The organism is Carnimonas bestiolae, from assembly GCF_051251145.1.
Taxonomy (GTDB): Bacteria; Pseudomonadota; Gammaproteobacteria; order Pseudomonadales; family Halomonadaceae; genus Carnimonas; species Carnimonas bestiolae.
Map to the genome: position 1 here is coordinate 64,875 of NZ_JBPCZK010000005.1, position 15,828 is coordinate 80,702.

16 protein-coding genes are annotated in these 15,828 nt (G+C 58.8%); 6 read left to right on the forward strand and 10 right to left on the reverse strand.

The annotated features are described in order from the left end of the window. Positions 1-70: 70 nt before the first annotated feature. From R84865_RS07730 to norR, 7 genes are all read right to left on the reverse strand, one after another. A complete protein-coding gene (locus tag R84865_RS07730) occupies positions 71-235 on the reverse strand; it encodes a hypothetical protein (protein ID WP_435639319.1) in 165 nt (54 codons plus the stop codon). Further along, positions 222-419: an Rz1-like lysis system protein LysC gene (gene lysC, locus R84865_RS13295; protein WP_494337608.1), complete on the reverse strand. Its 198-nt coding sequence runs from the start codon at positions 417-419 to the stop codon at positions 222-224. Before lysC ends, R84865_RS07730 begins: the two co-directional genes overlap by 14 nt. Then, complete coding sequence (locus R84865_RS07735; protein WP_435637199.1) at positions 343-687, reverse strand: hypothetical protein; 345 nt, start codon at positions 685-687, stop codon at positions 343-345. Before R84865_RS07735 ends, lysC begins: the two co-directional genes overlap by 77 nt. Beyond that, positions 684-1,241 (reverse strand): N-acetylmuramoyl-L-alanine amidase, encoded by a 558-nt coding sequence (locus tag R84865_RS07740; protein WP_435639320.1) that lies wholly within the window; start codon positions 1,239-1,241, stop codon positions 684-686. Before R84865_RS07740 ends, R84865_RS07735 begins: the two co-directional genes overlap by 4 nt. After that, a complete protein-coding gene (locus R84865_RS07745) occupies positions 1,238-1,510 on the reverse strand; it encodes a phage holin family protein (protein WP_435639321.1) in 273 nt (90 codons plus the stop codon). The genes R84865_RS07740 and R84865_RS07745 overlap by 4 nt, the downstream gene beginning before the upstream one ends. Next, positions 1,507-1,851: a putative holin gene (locus tag R84865_RS07750; protein ID WP_435639322.1), complete on the reverse strand. Its 345-nt coding sequence runs from the start codon at positions 1,849-1,851 to the stop codon at positions 1,507-1,509. Before R84865_RS07750 ends, R84865_RS07745 begins: the two co-directional genes overlap by 4 nt. A 661-nt stretch (positions 1,852-2,512) precedes the next feature. Then, positions 2,513-4,102, reverse strand: coding sequence for a nitric oxide reductase transcriptional regulator NorR (norR, locus tag R84865_RS07755; RefSeq protein ID WP_435639323.1), 1,590 nt, complete (start codon positions 4,100-4,102; stop codon positions 2,513-2,515). A 128-nt stretch (positions 4,103-4,230) separates the two neighbouring features. Between norR and hmpA the strand changes: the two genes are divergently transcribed. Then, the gene (gene hmpA, locus R84865_RS07760) at positions 4,231-5,421 is read left to right on the forward strand and encodes an NO-inducible flavohemoprotein (protein WP_435639324.1); all 1,191 of its coding nucleotides are present in this window, start codon (positions 4,231-4,233) and stop codon (positions 5,419-5,421) included. A gap of 730 nt (positions 5,422-6,151) precedes the next feature. Then, positions 6,152-7,414 (forward strand): MFS transporter, encoded by a 1,263-nt coding sequence (locus tag R84865_RS07765; RefSeq protein WP_435639325.1) that lies wholly within the window; start codon positions 6,152-6,154, stop codon positions 7,412-7,414. A gap of 141 nt (positions 7,415-7,555) precedes the next feature. Here R84865_RS07765 and R84865_RS07770 read toward each other — a convergent pair whose 3' ends face one another. Then, the gene (locus tag R84865_RS07770) at positions 7,556-8,539 is read right to left on the reverse strand and encodes an alcohol dehydrogenase catalytic domain-containing protein (protein WP_435639326.1); all 984 of its coding nucleotides are present in this window, start codon (positions 8,537-8,539) and stop codon (positions 7,556-7,558) included. Between the two features lie 301 nt (positions 8,540-8,840). Between R84865_RS07770 and R84865_RS07775 the strand changes: the two genes are divergently transcribed. The 4 genes from R84865_RS07775 (at position 8,841) to R84865_RS07790 (ending at position 13,449) form a co-directional block, all read left to right on the forward strand. Beyond that, complete coding sequence (locus R84865_RS07775) at positions 8,841-10,067, forward strand: pyridoxal-phosphate-dependent aminotransferase family protein (RefSeq protein WP_435639327.1); 1,227 nt, start codon at positions 8,841-8,843, stop codon at positions 10,065-10,067. Beyond that, entirely contained in the window at positions 10,064-11,317 is a 1,254-nt protein-coding gene (locus R84865_RS07780) for an allantoate amidohydrolase (RefSeq protein ID WP_435639328.1), read from the forward strand. Before R84865_RS07775 ends, R84865_RS07780 begins: the two co-directional genes overlap by 4 nt. Before the next feature lie 123 nt (positions 11,318-11,440). Further along, entirely contained in the window at positions 11,441-12,283 is an 843-nt protein-coding gene (locus R84865_RS07785; RefSeq protein ID WP_435639329.1) for a MurR/RpiR family transcriptional regulator, read from the forward strand. Between the two features lie 17 nt (positions 12,284-12,300). Beyond that, positions 12,301-13,449, forward strand: a complete 1,149-nt coding sequence (locus R84865_RS07790) for an amidase (protein ID WP_435639330.1) — start codon at positions 12,301-12,303, stop codon at positions 13,447-13,449. A gap of 188 nt (positions 13,450-13,637) precedes the next feature. Here R84865_RS07790 and puuE read toward each other — a convergent pair whose 3' ends face one another. Next, a complete protein-coding gene (puuE, locus tag R84865_RS07795) occupies positions 13,638-14,573 on the reverse strand; it encodes an allantoinase PuuE (protein WP_435639331.1) in 936 nt (311 codons plus the stop codon). A 53-nt stretch (positions 14,574-14,626) separates the two neighbouring features. Continuing rightward, the gene (locus tag R84865_RS07800) at positions 14,627-15,361 is read right to left on the reverse strand and encodes an aspartate/glutamate racemase family protein (RefSeq protein ID WP_435639332.1); all 735 of its coding nucleotides are present in this window, start codon (positions 15,359-15,361) and stop codon (positions 14,627-14,629) included. Positions 15,362-15,828: the final 467 nt, after the last annotated feature.

Consider the following 15,828-nt stretch of genomic DNA (forward strand, 5'->3'; position numbering starts at 1 on the left):
ATGGTGCGCACCGGGCTGCCGCTGGTCGCCGCCTGCCAGCCAGCCAGCCTTCCAAAGCATGCTGATCTGATCACACCACACCGCCAGGCGTGGGCAAAGCAGTCAGGAAGGTGCGGTAAAGCATCAAGTGATTCACGGCATCCTGAAGAAGCGCCTTGCGTTCGCCGGTCCTAACGCTACTAACAAAAATAACCAGCAGGCTGTTCACGCGCTTGCCGTGATCACTGCAACGCATCTACCAACCCATTATGTCGTGTCGCACAGCGGTGGTACTCCGCGGCCCAGCGATGCATGGTCTGAATGATGTCGGCACCGCTACCGTCGGTGAGCAACGGTAGTTGTTCAGGGCAGTGGTGCAGCAGATTTTGCTGGATCGGTACCGGTGTACTGGGCGGCGTGGTTGAGCAAGCGGATAGCATCGGGCTCAAGGCACAGACGCTGATAAACAGGCTTCTGTATCTCACGGATAACTCCTCTATCAATAACGCGCTCATTGGCATGCAGGTTGGCGAGCCGCTGCTCCACGATGTCGGCAATATGCGATTCGCGTAAAAGCGCTTTGTCGGCGACCTGCTGGGCCGCACGTTCAGCCACCAGACGCTGACTGTCGTGATGCCAGCTGGAGGTTTTCCAGCCGGCAATAAAGGCAATCGCCAGCGCGGCGGCACTGATGATCTTGGTAGTCATGACGCGCAGTACTCTGGCGCGGTAACGACATCGATCAGCAGGTCGCCCAATGCGGTAACCAAGGCTTCCTTATGAGCGAAATAAGCCGCGAGGTCCTGCGCGTTGGTAATAAAGAACAGCTCAACAATGATGCCGTGGCCATCGTCGACGAAGCCCAGGCGCGAGTGTTGCCCTGCGCCTGAGCCTTTGGCACCACGATTAGCGATACCTAACGTCGAGGCGATGGTGGTGCAGAGCCGGCTGCCAAGCGCAAAGTCCTGAGGCCGCGACAGCGTTTCGCAGCCGGTAGCAGTTGCTGTGGCGGCATTGCAATGAAACTCCAGCGCGACGTCGTGCTGCTGTGCCAGCGCAATCGCCTGCGTTAACGGCAGATTTTGGCCTTTCTCGCCGTCGGTAGCGGCAACCACGCGGCTGCTCAGGTAGTCGGCGAGCAAATCGCGAAACTCCAGCACGATATCGGCCTCGTGATAGCCGTTGGCGATCGCGCCCGGATCGGTGTCGCTGTGGCCCGCGCTGATGAGCAGCGATTTTGTTTGTAGTGACGGGGTCATCATGAGTGTCTCCTGTGAGGCAGCAGCGGGGCGAGATTGCCTCCGGTGCGAAGTAACGCGATGGCCAGTGCGGTAAGCACTCCCGCTATTGGCCATGAAATCAGGCAGGGTGTGCCGCGATAGGCCAGTGTTCCGGTGCACAGAGCAACCAGCAGCCACGCGATGATCGATACGCCGCGCCTGTAGTAGTGATAGGTGCGACGAAAGGTTTGTAAGCGCGCGATCACTACAAAGGCGGCGACATCGCCCACGCTGTGCAATAAGCCGGTCATTTTCCCCCTCCAAACCAACGTCCAAGATCGATGGTTTTGGCAAGTTCAATCACCCGCAGGCCGATAGTGATAGTGACGGCAGAAGCAACGAAAGCCGACACGGCGGTGTTGCCTAGCACGCTTTTCAAAAGCGCCGGTCCGCCCATATAGCCAATCAGAAACGAGATCAGCAGATAGGTCAGACGTTCGAACAGCGGCAGGTTCTTCGCTGACACCACGAAGAGCGTAGCGCCGCAGAAGGCACCGACCATCGCATTGGTATCGATGCCCGGTAACAGGCTGATGATAAGAGCGCTAACTGATGCAGCCCCTGTGGCTGCGGTAGTGGACGGTTCTGTCATGGTTGTCTCCAAGGCTTGAGGCATGGCGCGCGAGTTACGAGCTCCTCAGGCGGCGTCGGCAACCTGGTAGTGTTGCCTTCACTGTCTATCGGCGTCTGCCTTGCTAACTTTTGTTTAAGCTCCAAAGCACGTGTTCGTTATCCTTCGGCAATAGCTGCCGCGGTGTGGTTAATGGCTTTTCTGGTTGCTAAGTGCGGCCAGGCATTCATTGTCTGTTGAAGGGGCCAATGCATTCGGGTAAACGACGAATGTCGCGCTGGAATCTGCACTCGGTGTTGAACTACAGGGTCGGCTGACACGGCGCTGCGCTCAACGCGATAGGAGTGTGGAAGCGAGATAAAACAGCAAGGCCCACGGGAGGCCGCGTAGAATGCGGCGGCATGCGTGTGCGAAGGCGTGGCAAGAACGTCAGGACGTGCTGATAACGCGCATGGGCGCGTTGCGGGCTGGGCGAAATGCCGCTATCGGGAAGGTGGTCGGGGTCGAACCAAGGTGTTGCTATCAGCGAGCCAGCTATGGACGAGAGGTAGCGCTTTCCTACTCGATAGTCATTGCGAACACATCGCAATGTCCGAGCGGTGAATAGCGAGAGAGGCGGGGCACTGATAGCGGAGGACGTTAATGCTAAAGCGACGGAAGGCACTTCAGCGACCGCCATCGATTATTTGTCCGGCGCTCGCTTCTTGCCCGGCAGCGCAATGCCCAGACGCCCTGCCAGACGTACCAGATTAGCGCGATCCACAGCCAACGCCCGCGCTGCCGCGGAGATATTACCGTTGGCATGTGCGATGGCAAGACTAATCTGATGGCGCTGGAAGTCGTCGACGGCATCACGTAGCCCGCGCGTCTGCTGGGGTTCGCTCTGCGGTGATGGCGAAGTATCTGGCGTAGCGGGGGAAGTCAGTAGCCCGAGATCACGCTCGGTAATGGTCACCACGCCGCTGTTGTCGGCATGGCTTCTTGCCATCAGGGCGGCACGCGCAATGCTGTGCTCAAGTTCGCGCACGTTGCCAGGCCATGGGTAGTCGATCAGCGCCTGTTGGGCGGCGGGTGAAAACCGCAGCGCTCGTAGCGCCATACGGGTGCGGTTCTCCTCCGCAAAGGTGCCGGCCAAGGGCAAGATGTCGTCGCAGCGTTCCCGCAGCGACGGGACATGCAGCGGGAAGACGCTCAAGCGGTGATAAAGATCCATGCGGAAGCGTCCCGCTTTCACCTCGTCGTCGAGACTCCGGTTGGTAGCGGCCAAAATACGCACATCGACACGATGATCGCGGTCCGAGCCCACCCGCTGTAGCTCGCCCTCCTGCAACACGCGCAGCAGTTTGGCCTGAGCGCTTAACGGTAGCTCGCCAATTTCATCCAGCAGCAGCGTACCGTTATTCGCCATCTGGAATTTGCCGGGGCGATCCTGAGTGGCGCCCGAGAAAGCGCCGCGCACATGACCAAACAGTTCGCTCTCAATCAGGTTCTCTGACAACGCGGCACAGTTGAGGCTGACCAACGGCTGATCGGCACGCAGTGAGCGCTCGTGCAGCGCGCGTGCGACCAGTTCCTTGCCAACTCCGGACTCGCCGGTAATGAGCACCGGCATGTCGCTGGAGGCCACCAGGTCGATGTTTTTTTGCAGCGTGCGGAAGGCGTTGCTTTGCCCATCGAGCACAGGCCCCGCAGCATCGTGGGCTTGCAGCCGATAGGCCTCGGCACGGCGCTGCTGATCGTTGGCACGATGACGAATAGCATCGAAATGCAGCGCTGTCGAAATAGAGGCCGCCGCCAGCGAGGCGAAGGCTTCCAGCACCGGTAAATCCGACGCTGAAAAACTGCCGACCTCGAGTGAATCCATCGTTAGCGCGCCCCACAGCGTGTCATCGATGTAGATGGCACAGCCCATGCAGTCGTGTACTAGCCCTTGCTGCATGTCGATGAGCCCGTCGTAAGGATCAGGCAGAGGGCAGTCCGGCGGAAACAAATAGGCGCCCTCGGCGCGGATGATGCGCGCAAGCCTTGGATGATGCGCGATCTCGAATCGCCGCCCCAGCGTGTCCTTGCCAAGTCCATCTATTGCGATTGGTTGCAAGGTCTCGCCATCCAGTTTCAGCAGCGCCGCTGCTTCACAGGGAATCACCTGCTTGAGCACGTCGAGCAAGCGCTGATAACGCGTGCGCAATGGCATCTCCCTGCTCAGGTCGGTAAGTAGCGGCGTGAGCTGGCGCAGCAATTGCTGGTGTTGGGTCCTATTGACTGAAGTCATATCGAAAAGAGTCTTTTTGACATGTCGTTTTGACATAGTCGTGTTTTTAATTCATTGATTTATATAGTTTTTAAAGTTGGCACGCAACATGCTCTGTCTAACGTGATTCTATTCATTGGAGACCCAACATGTTGACTCAGCAACAGCGCAATATCATCGCGTCCACCGTGCCGCTGCTCGAAAGCGGCGGCGAAACGCTTGCCACGCATTTTTACCACATCATGCTCGAGGGGTACCCCGAGGTACGTCCGCTGTTCAATCAAACCAACCAGGCCACTGGTCGTCAGCCGCGCGCTTTGGCTAATGCAGTGCTGCAGTACGCTAAAAATATCGATCATCTTGAGCAACTGGATGCCCATTTGGTGAGCACCATCGTAAGCAAGCACGTGGCGCTACAGGTGCTTCCAGAACATTATCCTATTGTTGGCAGCTGCTTGCTGCAGGCAATTCGTGACGTGCTGGGAGAAGAGATAGCTACCGATGAGGTTATCGAGGCGTGGGGAGCCGCCTATCAGCAGTTGGCGGATATCCTTATCGGGCTTGAAGCGCAGCAGTATGATGCGCTTGCGGCTGCGCCCGGTGGCTGGCGGGGTGATCGCGCCTTCCGAGTAGTGCGCAAGGTGCCTGAAAGCGACGAAATTACTTCGTTCTATCTCGAGCCGGTGGACGGTAAGCCGATCATCGATTTCCAGCCAGGGCAGTTTATCGGCCTGCGAGTAGTGATCGATGGCAAGGAGTCCCGCCGTAACTATTCGATTTCATCGGCGCCCAACGGCACTAACCTGCGCGTGAGCATCAAGCGAGAAGGGCAGGGCGCGGTGTCCAATTTCCTTCACGATCACATCGGTGAAGGCGACACGCTTGATCTGTTCCCGCCGGCAGGCGAGTTCGTACTCAATGACGCTCAGCGCCCCTTGGTATTCATCAGTGGCGGCGTTGGTATCACGCCTACTCTGAGCATGGCAGAAGCCGAACTACAGCGCGGTCAGCGCGATATCGTGTTCATCCACTACGCCCGTAACGCCAGCGCTGATGCCTTCCGTCGTACGCTTGAGGAGTGGCGTGATCGCTACGCCAACTTCCAGTTGCACGTGGTGTACGAACACAGCCAGCCCAGCGAGCTACCGCAGCCCGATGCAATCGGCCGCCCCACTGAGGAGCAGCTAAGCGCATGGCTTCCCGCCGACCGCGATGTCGATGTCTATTTCCTTGGTCCAGCGCCCTTTATGGCGTTTATCAAAAACGCGCTGAAAGCGCTTGGGGTGCCTGAAGATCAGGCTCAGTACGAATTCTTCGGGCCCGAAGAAGCGCTAGTCTAGCGGGCTACTTCGGGCTCGCAGCAAGGGAATGGCCTAACGGATGAATGGTTGAGGCTTGAATTTATCTGAAGAGATGAAATAAAAGAGAGGAGCTTAGGAAAGTTTCAATGGTGATATGGCGGTAAAGAGCAGCGTGATTTGTGAGAGAATTAGCTATAAGCCGTTGAATTAAAAAAGCGAATCTAGCAAATACGTTCATCTTTGCTGCAGATGCCGCCGAACAGGCGGTTCGGCAGCATGAAATTTGATATATTCAGATGTAATTAAGAGTTCGGGATATGTCGATGCTTCTTAACGGCTATCGGCATGGTCGTCTCTTGGCCAGGGCGGCGTTGATCGTTCGGATCACTCGCCCTTGGCTCGTTATCAACAATGGGCGCGGACTAACAACTCTAATAACGTGGTCCCACAGCCCCTGTTCGGCAAGCGCCAAAATATCGCGGTTACGTTGTCCTGCTGAGGTGCCTGGTTTAGCGCTGATAGGTGAGGTGTTGCCCTGACGCTAACCTGAGCGAGCTGACTATCGCTGTCCGAAGGCGAGCTTCGCTTCGACATTGCCCCGACGCAACCAACATCCGTCTATAACGCGCTGATTTCTAATCGGAATGCTCGAGGTTAGCGTTGTTGTGCCGAACTGATGCCCAATACCCCTACATTTAGTAGGTAAATAATCGCGTTACCAACGCCAGCATGTCATTGATCGTGAAATCCAATAACAAAAGAGGAAGATATGGCCAAAGGCAATCACCCCCCGCGGGCTTTTATAGCGCTATGGCTCTCTACACTGGCCTTTGCGCTATGTTTTGCGGCTTGGACGCTGCTATCGATCGTGGGAGTTAGTCTGAAGCTGGAATTAGGACTTACCCCCTCTCAGCTCTCTTTTCTCATCGCTATCCCGGTGCTGGCAGGCTCGGTAAGCCGTCCGTTTCTCGGCATGCTTACCGAGCGCTTTGGCGGTCGCTTGATAATGAGCATTACGCTAATGGTCAGTGCGGTATTCGTGTATCTGCTGCTGTTTACCACCAGCTATATCGTGCTACTGCTAATCGCCTTGGGGCTGGGCTTGGCCGGAGGCTCTTTCGCCGTTGGCGTTGCTCACGTGTCGTCATGGTTCGACAAGAAGGAGCAGGGCACCGCGCTGGGCATCTTTGGTATGGGGATGATCGGTACAGCAGTGAATAATTTGGCGGGTCCGCTGCTGCAAGACGCGATTGGATGGCGCGGCACGATAGAAATCTATGCGTTAGGTCTGCTCGTGATGGGCATTCTATTTATCGCTATCGATCGCGATCCACCCAGTAATCAAGGTGTCTCGGCCACTATCGCTGAACGCTTGGCGCCTTTGCGTGACCTGCGCGTCTGGCGCTTCTCGTTTTTCTACTTCGTTAACTTTGGGGCTTTTGTCGCGCTCACGTTGTGGCTGCCGCAGGTGCTAATGAATATTTACGGCCTGTCATTGACCAACGCCTCACTGCTTACCCTGTTATTCACCCTTCCAGGCTCTTTAGGGCGTGGTATCGGTGGCTGGTTTTCCGACCGTTATGGCGCACGCGTGATGATGTATCTGACGCTGTCCGTCAGTTTGGTATGCGCCTTCCTGTTGAGCTACCCACCGATCAGCTACCGCATCCAGGGCGTCGATGGCCCGATCGATTTCTCTCTGACGATGGGGCTGATACCGATGCTGGTGCTGCTGTTTGTGCTGGCTTGTTTCATGTCGATGGGAATGGCCGCTGTCTTCAAATATATCCCTGCACACTACCCGGAAAGCGTCGGCACCGTAGGCGGCATTGTCGGTATGGTAGGCGGTCTGGGCGGTTTCTTCCTGCCCATTGTGTTCGGCTTGCTCAATTCGCTGATGGGGATCTGGCAAAGCTGCTTCATGCTGGTATTCGTGATTACTCTGCTAGCGCTGCTGTGGCTGCACCTGTCCATTGTTCGGTCCGGCGAAAGACGCGCGCTGCCAAACCGCTCGGGAGCGGAGCGCGTGTGAGTCGTCAGAATGAGACTGGGCTCGGGCGCTACGCCATAAAAATCACCGCCATGGCGGCGTAATGCGTCATGGCGGTGATAGAGAACACTTAGCGCTGTTAATCCGTTAATGTGCCAGCGCAGTTTGCGTCCAGAACTCGGACTACACCTTAATCAGTGCCTTGCCGCTGAAGTCGCGGTTTTTCAGCGCCTCAAGATGAACCGGCAGGTTGGCGAACTCATCGATTACCAGCGGCTCTGGCTCGATGCGCTGCGCGCTGATGTCGTTGAGCAGCTGCTGGCCGGCCGCGCTTAGGCGCTGCCAGTCAGCGTCGCTGCCATGAACATGCAGCGCGCCCAGTGCGACTTCGTGCATGGAAATGCAGCGCCCGAAGGGGGCGCTGGGCCAGTCGGGCAGGCGTCCGAGAATGGTCACAATATGCCCATTGGCACCGAGCGCATCAGTGAGCGCACGGGCGTTTTCTGGAGAAACTGCATCGACGGCGGCGTAGTAGTCGCGATCTCCTTGCCACTGTTCGCCTTCACGCAGTGATTCCAGGGTAGTGGAAGCCCCGTGCTGCTTGAGTCGCTGCCAGTGGCGCGGATGGCTCAGGGTGGTGACGTTATAACCGTTGGCAGCGGCTATCTGTACCAGATAGCGACCAACGCCGCCGCCGGCACCGGCAATCAGTAGTTTGGCACCTTCGCGCTTGGGCAGCTTATCCAGCGCGTTCCATGCGGTGAGCGCCGTGCAGGGCAAACCTGCCGCGACATCCAGTCCAAGTTCATCGGGCACGGCAATGGTGGCGCGAGCATCCACGGGGGTTAGCTGGGAGAAACTGCCGATTTTGCTGCCAAGGCTGGTGTGGTAGGCCACGCGACGACCAACCAAACTGCTGTCCACGTGGTCACCGACCGCCACAATCGTGCCTGCGCCATCCAGCCCCGGCACCATGTCTGTGGTAGCGCCCAGTGCTTCGGGCGTTTCCAGCACTTTCCAATCCACTGGATTCAGCCCGATGTAGGCGTTTTCCACCAGCACCTGATCGGCCTCCAGCGCCGGTATCTCGAGCTGTTGCAGCGTTAGGTTCGCAGGCGTAGAGCCATGCTGCCAGTGCCACGCCTGGGTGCTGTATTGGGTAGCCATATTATGTTCCTTTCATTCAATGCCTTATCAGATGTATTTCTGGTTGGGCAGAAGTAAATTCAAGGCGTAAGCCGTCGCAAGATGGCAATGCTGACATTAACGAAGGGCTTCGCGCGGTTTGTATTGCTGCCACCGCCGTCCCTGCCTGATCACTCAGCGTCGGTGAATGGTGCCGCTGGAACAGGCTAAACGACATCGTAAGAACGGGCGGTTTGAAACAAATGTTTCTTGGGTGTATATATTGAAACAAAACCAATCATAAAAGTGTCCGCCATTCGCCCAGCTTTGGAGCCAACGTCCAGTGACTTCCACCGCCGTTAACCCGCCGCACCGCCTGCTGATGGGGCCCGGTCCCATCAATGCTGACCCTCGCGTACTGCGTGCCATGTCCGCACCGCTGATCGGTCAATATGATCCCGTCATGACCGGCTACATGAACGACACCATGGCGCTGTACCGCGATGTATTCGCTACCCGCAATGACGCCACGCTGCTGATTGACGGCACCTCCAGAGCCGGTATCGAGGCGGCATTGGTGTCGCTGATTCGTCCCGGCGATAAGGTGCTGGTACCGATTTTTGGCCGCTTTGGCCACTTGCTGAAAGAGATTGCCGAGCGCTGTCAGGCCACGGTGATTACGCGCGAGATCGAGTGGGGCAGCGTCTTTACTGCAGAGCAGATCGAAGCGGCCATCAAGGAGTGCCAGCCTGCGCTGCTGGCGATGGTGCATGGTGATACTTCGACTACGATGTGTCAGCCGCTCGAAGATATCGGCGACATCTGTCAGCGCTATGGCGTGCTGTTCTATACCGACGTGACGGCATCGTTGGCAGGCAACACCTTCGCCATGGACAAGTGGCAGGTAGACGTTGCAACCGCTGGCTTGCAGAAGTGTCTGGCGGGCCCCGCCGGTAGCTCGCCCATTTCCCTTTCCCCGCGTGCGGTTGAGGCCGTCCGCCGTCGCTCTAGCGTGGAAGCAGGGCTTGCAGGGGCCGGCGATGAGCTAGGCGCCGCAGAGCGCATTCGCTCCAACTACTTCGATCTGGCGATGGTGCTGGACTACTGGAGTGACAAACGTCTCAATCACCACACCGAAGCGACCAGCATGCTCTACGCTGCGCACGAGTGCGCGCGTATTCTGGCGAGCGAAGGGATGGACAATGCAGTGGCGCGTCACCAGCGATTCGGCGGTGCCATGCTGGCTGGCGTGCAAGGGTTGGGGCTGAAGGTGTTCGGCGACAGCGCTCACCGCATGAATAATGTGATCGGTGTTTATATTCCCGAAGGCGTTGACGGCGAGGGTGTTAGAGCCGCGCTGCTTAACGACTACGCGATCGAGATCGGTACTTCCTTCGGGCCACTGCACGGCAAGATTTGGCGGATTGGCACCATGGGCTACAACGCGCGCCGCGATACGGTACTCACCACGCTGGCCGCACTAGAACAGGTGCTGCGCCGCGCTGGAGTGAAGGTGACCGGAGGCAGCGGTAGCGGTGCCGCGCTGGAGTTTTTGGAGGCGGGGCAATGAGTCAGGATGCGGCAACCGTACTGCAGCGGTGTGATCAGTTGGCGACGCTTTCCAGCTCGGCCACCGGCATTGAGCGCGTCTATCTGTCCGACCAGCATCATGCGTGCAATCAACAGGTCGCCGCTTGGGCGCAGCAGGCGGGGCTTAGCCACTGGGAGGATGCGGCGGGCAATTTCTGCGCGCGTCTGGAAGGTGCCACGCCACGCTTGCCAGCGCTGGTGCTGGGCTCGCACCTGGACACGGTGCCCAACGCCGGTCGTTACGATGGTGTGCTGGGCGTGATGATTGCATTGTGCGTGGCGGAGCGTTTCAAGCAGCGTCAGCAGCCGCTGCCCTTCGCCCTGGAAGTGGTCGGATTCGGTGATGAAGAAGGGACGCGCTTTGGTACTGCGCTGTTCGGCAGCTTTGCCTTTGTTGGTCACTGGGAGCCGCAGTGGTGGGCGCTCGAGGATAGCGATGGCGTTAGTCTTCGCCAGGCCTTTTCGACGTATGGCCTAAACCCTGACGCTATCCATACCGCCGCGCGTAACGCCAGCGACGTGCTGGGCTATCTGGAAGTGCATATCGAGCAAGGGCCAGTGCTGGAAGCGGAACAGCGGGCGCTGGGGGTGGTGACGGCAATTGCGGGCGCGCGGCGTTTCCAACTGAGCGTGAGCGGGCAAGCAGGGCACGCGGGCACCACGCCTTATGAGCTGCGTCACGATGCACTCTGCGCGGCCAGCCAAATGGTGCTGGCGGTAGAAGCGCTGGCGCAGCAAGGGCAGTGCGTGGCGACCGTCGGGCAGCTATCGGTGCGTCCCGGAGCCGTCAACGTGATTCCCGGAGAAGCGATCTTTAGCATCGATATTCGCAGCGAACGCGACGCCCAGCGCGACGAGGTGTGGAGCCAAATCGTGACGCGGCTTGAGCAGATTGCGGCGGAGCGGGGCGTTACCTTGTCGATCGATGAAACCCACAGCGCCGCCACTCAAGCGTGCAGTACCGGGCTTCAGCAAGCGATTGCCGAAGGCATTCGGCGCGGCGGCGACACCCAGCCGCGTTTTCTGTTCAGCGGCGCCGGCCACGATGCGATGGCGATTGGCAAGCTGACCGAGGTTGGCATGATGTTCGTGCGCTGCGAAAAGGGGATTAGCCACCACCCCGCCGAGGCGGTAACCGAAGACGACGTAAGCGCTGCTATCGATGCGCTTGAGCATACCGTGCTAGTGCTGGCTGAGCAGCACGCCGCGCAGCCGGAAGGCATTCGGTGATATTACGTTGAGCGTACGTATGCGGAAGTACCATTGGCTGTCTAGCGGGCATGCCGTCGCTGGCGGCGTGTCGCGGCAGGGCTTCGTCAGCGATTTCATTTCGGTGAGCAAGGAATTTCTTCAATGCCCCACATCGGACAACGCATCAATCGCTGCTACAGCGAGCTGACCCAGCAAGAGCAGCGGGTTGCCGACATCATTCTCGATCACTTCGATGATCTGGCGGTCTACAACGGCACTGAGCTGGCGCGGCTTGCTAATGTGTCCAAAGCCACCGTGACGCGGCTGTTCAAACGTCTGGGGTTTGCCAACGCTCGCGAAGTCAAAGCGCATGCCCGCGAGCTGCGCAGCCAAGGGGTGCCGTTGGTCAATGCGGCGGCCGATCAGGATGCACCGCAAGGATTTGTCGCGCATCTCGCACGCGAACAGCAAAACCTGACGCGTTCGCTTCACTCGCTGGCCGACGGTAAGTTTGACGAGGTGGTACAACTGCTTGAGCACGCTCGTCATATCAAGGTGCTGGGGTTTCGCAACAGCTACGCGGTGGCGCTGCACCTGCGCCAGCAACTGATTCAGTGTCGCCCGCAAGTGAGCGTCATTCCTCAGCCGGGGCAGGCGCTTGGTGAGGAGCTGTCAGGCCTGGGGGCCGACGATGTTGTCATCGTGGTGGGGATTCGGCGACGCCCGGTATGGTTCTCGCGGCTGATGACTCAGCTTGAGCAATCACCCGCGGCGACACTGCTGCTTGCCGATGGCACTGCGCGTGGTTATGCCGCGCAGGCGTCGTGCTTCGTTGAGCTCGCCGTTGATAGCGTATCGGCCTTCGATTCCTATGCTGCCGCGATGAGCGTGGTTAGCGTGATTGCCAATGGCGTGCTGCATCGTCAAATGCGCGCGGGACGCACACGAATTGCGGATATCAACGATATCTATGCGTCGTTGGATGAGCTGGAACACCACCACTAAAGCGCCGGGAGAATGACATGAGCCAGTGGGATAGCGCGGTATGGGCGGCCCCCGATCTGCATATCGAAGGAGCGACACAGGGACCGCTTCACTCGCTGCGTGTGGCGGTCAAGGATCTTTTCGATATTGCTGGCATCGCGACCGGCTGCGGTAACCCGGACTGGCGTCGTACTCACTCGCTGCCCACCGATACCGCCTCAGCGGTAGAAGCGTTGCTGGCGGCGGGGGCGACGGTGGTAGGCAAAACGCAAACCGATGAGTTGGCCTACAGCCTGAACGGTGCCAACGTGCACTACGGCACGCCGGTCAATCCACGTGCTCCGCAGCGTTTGCCGGGTGGTTCGAGCTCTGGCTCGGCGGTAGCGGTGGCGTTGGGGCAGGCGGATATTGGGTTGGGCACCGATACCGGCGGCTCGATTCGTGTTCCTGCAAGCTATTGCGGACTCTATGGGTTGCGGCCCAGTTGGGGAGCGATTTCGCTAACGGGGGCGGTAAAGCTGGCCCCTGGCTTCGACACGACGGGACTGCTGTGTTCTTCCTTCGAGGTGCTGTCACGCGCGGCGCAGGTGTTGCTGCCGCGGCAGCCGAAGCCGAAGCGCAACTTCAAGCGCGCGATCATAATGCTGCCTGAAGGCGTAGAGGTGCCGCAGCACACCTTGGTTCGTAAGCTCGAGCAGTTGGGGCTCGCCTGTAGCACCATCGGTCTGAGCGCTGCGACCATGGCAATTGCCAGCGACACCTTCCGAGTCTTGCAAGGGCGGCAGCTGTGGGGCGTGCACGGCGATTGGATTACCCAGACATCGCCACGTTTTGCTGAGGATATTCAGGCGCGTTTCGAGTGGAGTGCAGCGCTGGACGAGCATCAGCAAGCGGAAGCTCAAGCGCGGGCTAGCGAACTGGTAACGTGGCTTATGGAACTGACCAGTGACGATGAGACGCTGCTGTGTTTGCCCAGCACTCCGGGCGCTGCGCCGTTGCTCGATATGGCGCCAGCCGCGCTGGCCGACTACCGCGAGAAGCTTATGGGCATGACCGCCTTGGCAGGGCTGTGGGGAGCGCCAGCGCTGGCAATGCCATGGCTGAGTCAGGATGACGCGCCGTGGGGAGTATCGCTGATTGCCCCTCCCGGGAGTGATCGTGCGCTGCTGTCACTATGCGAACAGTGATAGCGCCACGGCGGCGCGCGCTGTTGAGTATCAGTTGCCCCGCGCGCCTGTGACGCTCGGCAGTAGCGCCACGCTGGCCCGTTCCGCCGAGCGACAGCGCCATGGTGTCCTAAACCGCGGCACGGTAACGCCGCTGGCATTTAGGTCGATAAGCGGTTTTGCCTAGCGCGCATAGGCGGCCCAGCCGGTTAACGTGGAATGAAGGGGTGGTGCTCGATCCAGTGACGCGCAATATCAATGCGCTTGCATACCCACACGCGGTCGTGGGCTTCAATATGATCAAGAAAACGCTGTAACGCTCTAAACCGCCCAGGACGACCAATCAGCCGCGGGTGCAGGCCGATCGACATCATTTTGGGAGCTTCTTCGCCTTCTGCGTACAGCACGTCAAAGGCGTCGCGCAGATAGCTAAAGAACTGGTCGCCGCAGTTGAAGCCGCCGGGGCTGGCAAACTTCATGTCATTGACATCAAGGGTGTAGGGCACCACCAAATGCGGCACCTTGCTGCCGTCAGATACCGCCACTTCTGTCCACAGCGGCAGATCATCACCGTAGTAGTCGCTGTCGTAGAGAAAACCGCCGTTCTCCACGACCAGCCGCCGGGTATTGGGGCTATCCCGGCCGGTATACCAGCCGAGCGGTGTCGAACCGGTCATCTCTTTGAAAATCCGCAGCGCGTGCTCCATGTGCTGCTGCTCGACGTGCGGTGCCACATGCTGATAATGCAGCCAGCGATAGCCGTGGCTGACGATTTCATCGCCGCGTTCCATTAGCGCTTGGGCGATTTCAGGACAGCGTTCCAAGGCCATTGCTACCGTGAAGGCTGACAGCGGCAGTTGGCGCTTTTCAAATTCTCGAATAATGCGGAAGAACCCTGCGCGGCTGCCGTACTCGTAGAGCGATTCCATGCTCATGTGGCGGTCCTGATAGGACTCAGCGCCAATAATGTCGGAGAGAAAGGTTTCGCTGCCGGCATCGCCGTGAAGCACGTTGTTTTCGCTGCCTTCCTCGACATTAACGACAAACTGCACTGCGATTTTGGCATTGTTGGGCCATTGTGCGTGCGGCGGATGACCAGCGTAGCCGCGCATGTCACGGGGATACTGAGTAGTGCTCGACGCCATGTTGTTGTCCTTCTAACAAATGCTAATAGAGAGTGTTTGTGGCTTGGCCGTCATTAACGGCGTGCGAGATGCGCGTAAGGGCCGCTGAGCGCTTTCACCGGTGGGGTGGCGCGATCTGCGCGCTTGGCGGGTGTTAGCCCGAGCGCTGCCAGCCCTTCAAGCTGCTGGATGGCGGCAGCCACACCATCGATGACCGGAATGCCCAAGTCATGCGAAAGCTGCTGATTCAGGTCGGCCATGCCTGCGCAGCCCAACACCAGAGCATCGATATCATCCTCGATCACCGCGCGCTGGCATTCGTTGAATAGCTGTTGGTAAACGGCCGGCTCCATGTGCTCAAGGCGGCTAACTTCCACTTCGCAGGCGCGCAGGCGTGCGCAGCTATGCTCCAGCCCGGTGTGAGCAAGAATAGCTTCAGCCATGGGCAGCGTTCTGGCCAAGGTAGTTACCACCGAAAACCGGCGGGCCAGCGCAGCGGCTGTGCGCATGGCGGCTTCTGCAATGCCAACCACTGGCACGCCGGCAAGCTCGCGGGCCGCCGCAACGCCAGGGTCACCAAAGCAGGCAATCACAATGCCGCTGCTTTCTCCTTCACGGGTAATTTGATCGACCAATGACAGCATGCCGGGCACGGCGAGCGCTTCTTCGAAATGGCTTTCGAGTGACGCTGCACCATCGCTGTTGGTCAGCATCACGATATCGGCGCGGGTACTGGCAGCGCGGGCGGCATCAGCGATCTTCTCGCTCATGGCGGTGCTGGTGTTGGGATTGATGACGTGGAGTTTCATTGGTTCTGATCAGCCTGTAACAAACCCTTGCCGGCGGCAAAGGCATAACATCCAGTGTGTTCGGTGTTCGCGGAATAGGCATCTCTGGCATGAATGCGGAACGCCTGCTCCGTGCAAGGGAACGGTGCCCTACGCTGATCGTTACATGCCAACGTTGCAGCGTGAAACGCCGAATTTATTAGGCGTCATTCGCATCGAGCTGTAAAGCGACTCCGGTTGCCGAGTTGCTGGGACGAAGGGACGAAGGGATACATAGGTGGTGGTGCGAAACATGCCGGAGCAGTAATCAGCGTGCTCACTTTTGGTGCATTTAGTGTGTTGCCGAGCGTCTCCGTGGAGCTAAGTGCATGGCAGCTGTCTCTGGAGTGTGCGGCAGTTCAGGGGTAGCAGTGTCTACGCGGCGTGTGCTCCCCATTCTTGTTTGGTGCGCGGGCTGGGCGATGTAAGCGCACGAGTAGCTGATCCGG

Excerpts from the sequence above, each read along its gene's own strand:
- R84865_RS07730 (WP_435639319.1), bottom strand. The coding sequence starts at position 235 with ATGCGTTGCAGTGATCACGGCAAGCGCGTGAACAGCCTGCTGGTTATT.
- lysC (WP_494337608.1), bottom strand. The coding sequence starts at position 419 with ATGCTATCCGCTTGCTCAACCACGCCGCCCAGTACACCGGTACCGATC.
- R84865_RS07735 (WP_435637199.1), bottom strand. The coding sequence starts at position 687 with ATGACTACCAAGATCATCAGTGCCGCCGCGCTGGCGATTGCCTTTATT.
- R84865_RS07740 (WP_435639320.1), bottom strand. The coding sequence starts at position 1,241 with ATGATGACCCCGTCACTACAAACAAAATCGCTGCTCATCAGCGCGGGC.
- R84865_RS07745 (WP_435639321.1), bottom strand. The coding sequence starts at position 1,510 with ATGACCGGCTTATTGCACAGCGTGGGCGATGTCGCCGCCTTTGTAGTG.
- R84865_RS07750 (WP_435639322.1), bottom strand. The coding sequence starts at position 1,851 with ATGACAGAACCGTCCACTACCGCAGCCACAGGGGCTGCATCAGTTAGC.
- norR (WP_435639323.1), bottom strand. The coding sequence starts at position 4,102 with ATGACTTCAGTCAATAGGACCCAACACCAGCAATTGCTGCGCCAGCTC.
- hmpA (WP_435639324.1), top strand. The coding sequence starts at position 4,231 with ATGTTGACTCAGCAACAGCGCAATATCATCGCGTCCACCGTGCCGCTG.
- R84865_RS07765 (WP_435639325.1), top strand. The coding sequence starts at position 6,152 with ATGGCCAAAGGCAATCACCCCCCGCGGGCTTTTATAGCGCTATGGCTC.
- R84865_RS07770 (WP_435639326.1), bottom strand. The coding sequence starts at position 8,539 with ATGGCTACCCAATACAGCACCCAGGCGTGGCACTGGCAGCATGGCTCT.
- R84865_RS07780 (WP_435639328.1), top strand. The coding sequence starts at position 10,064 with ATGAGTCAGGATGCGGCAACCGTACTGCAGCGGTGTGATCAGTTGGCG.
- R84865_RS07785 (WP_435639329.1), top strand. The coding sequence starts at position 11,441 with ATGCCCCACATCGGACAACGCATCAATCGCTGCTACAGCGAGCTGACC.
- R84865_RS07790 (WP_435639330.1), top strand. The coding sequence starts at position 12,301 with ATGAGCCAGTGGGATAGCGCGGTATGGGCGGCCCCCGATCTGCATATC.
- puuE (WP_435639331.1), bottom strand. The coding sequence starts at position 14,573 with ATGGCGTCGAGCACTACTCAGTATCCCCGTGACATGCGCGGCTACGCT.
- R84865_RS07800 (WP_435639332.1), bottom strand. The coding sequence starts at position 15,361 with ATGAAACTCCACGTCATCAATCCCAACACCAGCACCGCCATGAGCGAG.